The following is a 6,865-nucleotide window of genomic DNA, read 5'->3' on the forward strand; positions in this document are numbered from 1 at the left end:
CACAAAATTATTTATAATTTCCCGAAACCTTTACATAATTCTGCGCTGAATACGGCAGAAACGCTTTTTCTTTATCAGTCAGTGGACGCACTTTTTTCACTGGGCTACCCACATACAAATAACCACTTTCTAAAACTTTGTTGGGTGGAACAAGCGAACCCGCACCTATCATCACATCATCTTCAACAACAACATCATCCAAAATAATCGTTCCAATACCGACTAAAACACGATTACCAATAGTACAACCATGTAATTTCACATGATGACCCACAGTAACGTCCTCACCAATAATGAGCGGTGAACCTTCAGGTTTATCCGCTTTCTTATGACTGACATGCAACATGGAATGATCTTGGATATTGGAATTTTTACCAATCCGAATAAAATTAACATCACCACGGATCACAGCATAAGGCCAGACCGAAACATTCTCAGCCAAGACAACATCACCAATCACTAACGCAGTTGGATCAATATAATTTGTTGTATCAAATTTTGGGTAAGTCTCTAAGTATTTGCGGATATTTTCAGTCATAAAAAATTGCCTGTTTTTACTCATTATAAACAAAAAAGCACCCAAAAGAATTTGAGTGCCTTTATATCTTTAGTCAAGCTACGACTTAAAACAAATTACTAAAGAACTGTTTGATATGATCGATCATACGCGAGAAGAAACCAGCTTCTTCAACAGCTTGCAAAGCAACAAGCGGCTTCTCAGCAATAACTTTGCCGTCAAGTGTCGCTGTTAATTTACCTACAACTTGCCCTTGTTGAAGAGGGGCATTTAAGTTCGGTTGAACCGCGATTTGAGTTTGAATGGCATTTGCTTGACCTTTTGGCATAGTCACGTTGAAGTTTTCAGCAAGACCCACACTCACTTGATTAGATTGACCAAACCAAACTTTAGAAGTGGTCAACTCTTTGTGAGCGGGTTGAACACTGACAGTTTCAAAGTTTGCATAACCCCAAGATAACAAATCACGTGTTTGCGTTGCACGTGCTTGCATTGATGGAGCACCAAAAATCACTGAAATTAAACGCATCGGGCCACGTTTAGCTGAAGTCGTTAAACAATAACCAGCTTCAGAAGTATGACCTGTTTTAAGACCATCTACACTCGGATCTGTATATAGCAACGCGTTACGGTTACCTTGCTTGATCCCGTTAAAAGTAAACTCTTTTTCAGAGTAGATAGGATAATACTTTGAACTGTCATGAATGATGTGCTTCGCAAGAGTAGCCATATCTTTCGCAGTAGAATAATGACCTTCAGCAGGCATACCTGTTGAGTTCATAAAGTTCGTGTTGGTCATGCCAATACGCTTAGCTTCTTGGTTCATGCTGTGTACAAATGTACCTTCATTACCAGAAATATGCTCAGCCATCGCCTTAGATGCGTCATTACCAGATTGAATGATAATCCCGCGTAACATTTCCAAAACGGTTGCTGTGCCATTGAGAGGTACATACATACAAGATTCTGTACTACTACCACGACACCAAGCAGATTCGTTCATACGAACTTTTTCATCTTCCGTGAGTTCACCGTTCAACAACTTTTGTTCAATAATGAAACTAGTCATCATTTTGGTCATTGAAGCAGGCGCAAGTTTTTCATTTTCATTTTTACTTGCGAGAATTTGACCTGTTTCATAATCCATCAAAACGTAAGACTTGTTATTGAGTTCTGGTGGTGAAGATAAAACAGTTGCTGCATAAGTAAATGAAGGTAATAGTAATAATGCAGCAATGGCGCTTTTTCGGGTCATTCTATGTAGTTCCAATCTTGTATGAACGCAAAAATCAGCTTTGCATTCTAGGACAAAGCAAAGCCGACTTCTAGCAGTGGAGTCGGCTTATTTCAATCGAATTGTAACTATTTCGTGCTCTATTTAACTGAAGACTGATATTTTTTTATATCCTCGCACACTTGTTGATTTGCTTTATCTCCAGCGTTTTTCGCATCTTGTCTCGCTTGAGCTAATGCTTGCTGATAATCCTGTTGTTTAATTAGATTGTTCAGCGTGGTTTGAGGTGAATTTTCATTAGGTAAATAGTCTTTTAATAGCTTTTGATAGCCTGCTTTAAACGCCGCATCTTCTTCCACTAAACTTGGGCATGATTCTGAAAAGACATAGATTGCAGCGAGTTCATCTTTAGTCACTTTTTGTTGAGTAACTTCGATATTTTCTTTTAAGTCTTGAGCATTGGCGAAAGTGAAACTTGAAAACAACATTGAACTGCTGATAAATGCGGTTGAAATCAATTGTAAAAAACGTTTTTGCATAAATGACTCAAAAATTAGTAAGTTAGTTATAAGAATAGAATAATCTTTTTTCGTGTTTAAAAAATAGAGAAAGTGTATTAATGCTGTTGGAACTCAGAAAGTAAAGAAGAAAAGTTCAGGTATGAACAGGGGGATGACTACATGCTGAGTTTTCAAGATTAAAGGGTAAGCAGATTTTCAAGATTAAAGGCATTTAAAACCTCAACATCTATGCGTGTACTCATTGTTGTGTTGGGGGATTTTGATTAGGCTATCGAACAGATGGGATTACATGAATTGAGTGAATTGTTTTGAATATTTTGATTGCCAACGATGACGGTGTGTTCGCACCAGGAATACAAGCATTAGCACAAGCATTAAAACCTTTGGGTCGAGTAGTCGTGGTTGCTCCAGAAAGTGAGCGGAGTGGTTTTTCAAGTGCATTAACGCTTGATCGTCCATTGCGACCCGTGCAAATTTCAGAGGATGTATGGGCAATTAATGGCACGCCAGCGGACTGTGTTTATCTGTCCATGAATGGTCTATTTGATTTTGAATTTGATCTAGTTGTAAGCGGGATCAACAGTGGAGCGAATTTAGGTGATGATGTGTTGTATTCAGGTACAGTTGGGGCCGCGTTTGAAGGCCGACTCATGAAACAACCTGCAATCGCAGTTTCATTGGCTGGTCCAAATGTTCGTTCGTATCAAGATGCTCAAGATTATGCACAAGCTGCAAATTGGGTATATGAGTTTATTAAAAATGGTTTGCCTGAGTTACCACCGCGTCATATTTTCAATATTAATATTCCGGATACGGCTGAAATAAAAGGGACATTAGTGACTTATCAAGGAAGAAGAAAACAAACGAAACCGATTACCACACAAGTTGACCCGAGAGGCCGTCAAGTTGTTTGGATTGGTTTGGCTGGAGAGGCCGTAACAGATCCCGAAAAAAGCCAACTGGGTTATCAGTCAGACTTTTATGCCATTGCAAATGGATATGTCAGTGTGACACCGATCCAAATGGATGCTACCAACTATCAGGTGTTGGCTTCACTTGAATCTCAGTTAGAGCTTTAATTGAATGACCACAGGTAGGATGTGTTATAACTTTGTGAAAAATATATTTGAAACGGTGAATTTAGCATTAATTTTGCTACTCTTAAGCCGAATTCAGTCTTTTTAATCTTTTGTCAGAGAGGGAAATCATGCTTTTGGCCAGACCCAAAACAGTTTTGAAGTTGTCTAAACCATCTATTCACTCAGCATTGATCGCGGTTGCTGTCGCTTCTTTTCTTGGTTTGTCGGGCTGTGCATCGAAACCCCAAATCCACAATTCTGCTCGTTATGCGGTTGCTCCTGACTTCTATACAGTTCGTTCTGGCGACACTTTAAGTAAAATTGCGGCACGTTATGGATTGAGCTATTTGAGCATTGCGGAGATGAATGATATTGCACCGCCTTATCGCATCTATGTAAATCAATCTTTAAGATTAAAACCCTCTGGCAATCGACAAGTGACACGTTCGACCACGCGTCCTTTGACAGCGACTGAAACTCAGATTCAACGTCAAACCATTCAGTTACCAACAAAACCAGCTGTGGGTACGCCACCACCACAAACCACACCAGTACCAGCGGTAACTGCTGCAGTACCGACGACTTCGACTAAAGCAACTTCATTACGCTGGGTGAAACCATCGAATGGTCCAGTCATTGAAAACTTTAATGTGGCAAGTAATGTCAAGGGATTACGTTTTGGTGGCAATGTTGGTGATCCAATTTTTGCAGCAGCTGATGGTCAAGTGGTTTACGCAGCTGATGGTTTAAAAGAATATGGTAATTTGGTGCTCATTAAACATATTGATGGTTATATCACTGCGTATGCGCACAATAACCGGATGTTAGTGAAGAGTGGGCAAAACGTAAGTGCAGGGCAACAAATTGCAGAAATGGGCTCGAGTGGTGCAACCCGTACGATGCTTGAGTTTCAAGTTCGTTTAGATGGTAAGCCAATCAATCCAGCAAATATTTTGCCAATCAACTGAAGATATTTAGTGCAATTTAACAATTTCTTCGTATAATACAATGAGTTGCTTTTATTAATTTTTGTTAATTAGAGAAGCATCTCATAATTTCAGAGGGAAATTTATGTTAGATCAACTTCGCTCGATGGGCGTATTTGCATGTGTTGTTGAAAAAAGCTCTTTCAGTGGTGCTGCTCGAGATTTAGGCATTACGACGAGTGCGGTTAGTCAGCAAATTCGTTCACTAGAACAAGAAATGGAAGTAACACTTCTGCACCGTTCCACAAGAAAACTAAGTTTAACGGAAGCAGGGCAGGCCTTTTTTCATAGCTGTCAAGAAATGCTCGCTGCAGCAGAGCGCGGTAAAATTCGAATTAATGAGTTACGAGACGATTTAGTTGGTGAATTACGTATTGCAACAACGCCAGAACTCGGTGCAACCCATGTAGTTCCTGCGCTGTCGCATTGGATTTCGGCACATCGTGGTTTAACCGTTCACTTTGAAGTTGAAAATCAGTTTGTCGATTTGATTCAAGAAAGAATCGATATTGCAGTGAGAATGTGTTCTCGCGTAGATGAGTCTAATCACTTATCTTGTCTGCCGCTTGCACGTGTGGATCAAGTCTTGGTGGCTTCACCAAGTTATTTGAATCAAAATGCAGTTATTTCAAGACCTGAAGATTTAGCACAGCATGATTTGATTCCAGTAAATATTGTAAAAAATCAGCAAATGATGACATTTGAACACAGTACATCGCGTGAATTGGTGAATGTGTCCATGGAAAATCGTTTACAGACAAACAATGTTTATGTCGCTAAATCACTGTGCCAAAATGGTCACGGCATTGCGCGATTATTATATCTGGATGTGCAAAAAGAATTAATGAATGGCACATTGGTTGAAGTTTTACCTGAATGGAAGTTACCTGCATACACTTTGAATGCAATGACATTAAAACGTGAACAACAACCAATGAAAATTCATCGCTGCCTAGATGCTTTAAAACAATATTTCAGCCAGTTGCCTGGTGGTCGAGTATTCCAAGAAGCATCTTAAGTGTTCTTCTTAATAAAAAAGCCGCAATATGCGGCTTTTTTTATTGATCTTGGCTTAAGCCAAGAAGTTTTTAATCGCTGGAACTAAGCGTTTTAATAAATCATCAGCTTGTTCTTGATTCATATTCAACGCTGGCAACAAACGAACGACATTACCTGCGGTGACATTAATAATTAGATTGTGCTCTATGCGTGCAATATCCACCAACTCTGCGCATGGTTTTGGTAATTCAATACCAATCATCATACCAAAGCCGCGAACAATAACGTTTTGATCTGCAAGTTGTGTACGGAATTGATCAACTAAGTATTGGCCAATTGTTGCTGCATTTTCAACAATATTTTCTTTTTGCATCAAATCGATAATCGTGTAGACAATGCGCGAACCTAATGCAGTACCACTATAAGTTGATCCGTGGTTACCTGCAGTAAGAATACCTACACCTTTACCTTGAGTCATCACTGCACCAATTGGGAAACCATTACCCAAGCCTTTAGCTGTCGTCATGACATCAGGAATAACATTGGTATGTTGATACGCAAAATATTTTCCTGTACGACCGTTACCTGTTTGAACTTCATCTAGCATCATCAACCAATTATGTTGATTACAGATTTGACGAATTTCTTCAAGATAACTAAAACCTTGAGGGGCAGTATTTACACCACCTTCGCCTTGAATCGGTTCAACGAGAATCGCGACGATATCTGGATGGTTGATTGCTGCTTCTTCAATTGCTTCAGTGTCGCCAAAAGGTACACGGATAAAGCCTTCAACGAGCGGGCCAAAACCTTCTTGTACTTTTTTATTGCCTGTCGCAGAAAGTGTTGCCATTGTACGACCATGGAAAGAATGATCAGCGACAATGATTTTCGGCAGAGCAATACCTTGCATATGACCGTATTTACGCGCAATTTTAATTGCACCTTCATTTGATTCAGCACCACTATTCGAAAAGAAAATTTCTTCCATACCAGATACTTCAGCTAACTTTTGCGCAGCTGCAGTCTGCCAAGGTACTTCATAAATATTACTGGTGTGAATAAGCGTCGCCGCTTGTTCTGCAATTGCTTCTGCCAAAACTGGATGTGCATGACCTAGACCACATACTGCAATGCCAGTCAGCGCATCTAAATATTCTGTACCTTCAGCTGTATAAAGATACGAACCTCGGCCACGCACAAAGCTGATCGGTTGACGGCTGAATACAGGCATCAAATGAGATGGTTGATCAGTTTGAACTGGAGCGAGGGTGATATTGTTCATGTCTAACTCGTATTTGTTAGGTGGAAAATAAAAGTTTATCTAAGCAAAATCTGCTTAAGATTAAAAGCCTAATTGCAAATTAAACTGGAAAAATTTAGCAATCCATACTCTTTACGGCGGTTTTAGGTATAATGCAGGCAGAATAGTTGAGGATTTAATCAATGACTGAACAAGTGCGTGATACAGAAGCGTTAATTCGTGATCAAATTGCAAAACATGCAGTTCTTCTTTATATGAAAGGCAC

7 protein-coding genes and 1 pseudogene are annotated in these 6,865 nt (G+C 39.6%); 4 read left to right on the top strand and 4 right to left on the bottom strand.

Going from position 1 to position 6,865, the window contains the following annotated elements; all coding sequences use genetic code 11:
* Positions 1 to 7: 7 nt before the first annotated feature.
* The 3 genes from CL42_RS15165 to CL42_RS15175 form a co-directional block, all read right to left on the bottom strand.
* Complete coding sequence (locus CL42_RS15165) at positions 8 to 538, bottom strand: gamma carbonic anhydrase family protein (protein ID WP_035270475.1); 531 nt, start codon at positions 536 to 538, stop codon at positions 8 to 10.
* Positions 539 to 623: 85 nt separating this feature from the next.
* Positions 624 to 1,772 carry a D-alanyl-D-alanine carboxypeptidase PBP5/6 gene (gene dacC / locus CL42_RS15170; RefSeq protein WP_035270478.1) on the bottom strand — a complete coding sequence of 383 codons (1,149 nt, stop codon included), beginning with the start codon at positions 1,770 to 1,772 and terminating at the stop codon, positions 624 to 626.
* 119 nt (positions 1,773 to 1,891) lie between these two features.
* Complete coding sequence (locus CL42_RS15175) at positions 1,892 to 2,290, bottom strand: MCR_0457 family protein (protein WP_035270480.1); 399 nt, start codon at positions 2,288 to 2,290, stop codon at positions 1,892 to 1,894.
* 290 nt (positions 2,291 to 2,580) lie between these two features.
* Here CL42_RS15175 and surE point away from each other — a divergent pair, with 290 nt between their 5' ends.
* From surE to CL42_RS15190, 3 genes are all read left to right on the top strand, one after another.
* Complete coding sequence (gene surE, locus CL42_RS15180; protein WP_035270482.1) at positions 2,581 to 3,351, top strand: 5'/3'-nucleotidase SurE; 771 nt, start codon at positions 2,581 to 2,583, stop codon at positions 3,349 to 3,351.
* Positions 3,352 to 3,479: 128 nt separating this feature from the next.
* Positions 3,480 to 4,319: a peptidoglycan DD-metalloendopeptidase family protein gene (locus CL42_RS15185; protein ID WP_035270483.1), complete on the top strand. Its 840-nt coding sequence runs from the start codon at positions 3,480 to 3,482 to the stop codon at positions 4,317 to 4,319.
* A 103-nt stretch (positions 4,320 to 4,422) separates the two neighbouring features.
* Positions 4,423 to 5,355 carry a LysR family transcriptional regulator gene (locus CL42_RS15190; protein WP_035270484.1) on the top strand — a complete coding sequence of 311 codons (933 nt, stop codon included), beginning with the start codon at positions 4,423 to 4,425 and terminating at the stop codon, positions 5,353 to 5,355.
* A 54-nt stretch (positions 5,356 to 5,409) separates the two neighbouring features.
* Here CL42_RS15190 and CL42_RS15195 read toward each other — a convergent pair whose 3' ends face one another.
* Entirely contained in the window at positions 5,410 to 6,621 is a 1,212-nt protein-coding gene (locus CL42_RS15195) for an aspartate aminotransferase family protein (RefSeq protein ID WP_035270487.1), read from the bottom strand.
* 161 nt (positions 6,622 to 6,782) lie between these two features.
* Between CL42_RS15195 and CL42_RS15200 the strand changes: the two are divergent.
* Positions 6,783 to 6,865: pseudogene (locus tag CL42_RS15200) on the top strand (monothiol glutaredoxin, Grx4 family); the annotation flags it as partial.

This window comes from Acinetobacter sp. Ver3 (assembly GCF_000632455.1).
In the GTDB taxonomy this organism is placed as follows: Bacteria; Pseudomonadota; Gammaproteobacteria; order Pseudomonadales; family Moraxellaceae; genus Acinetobacter.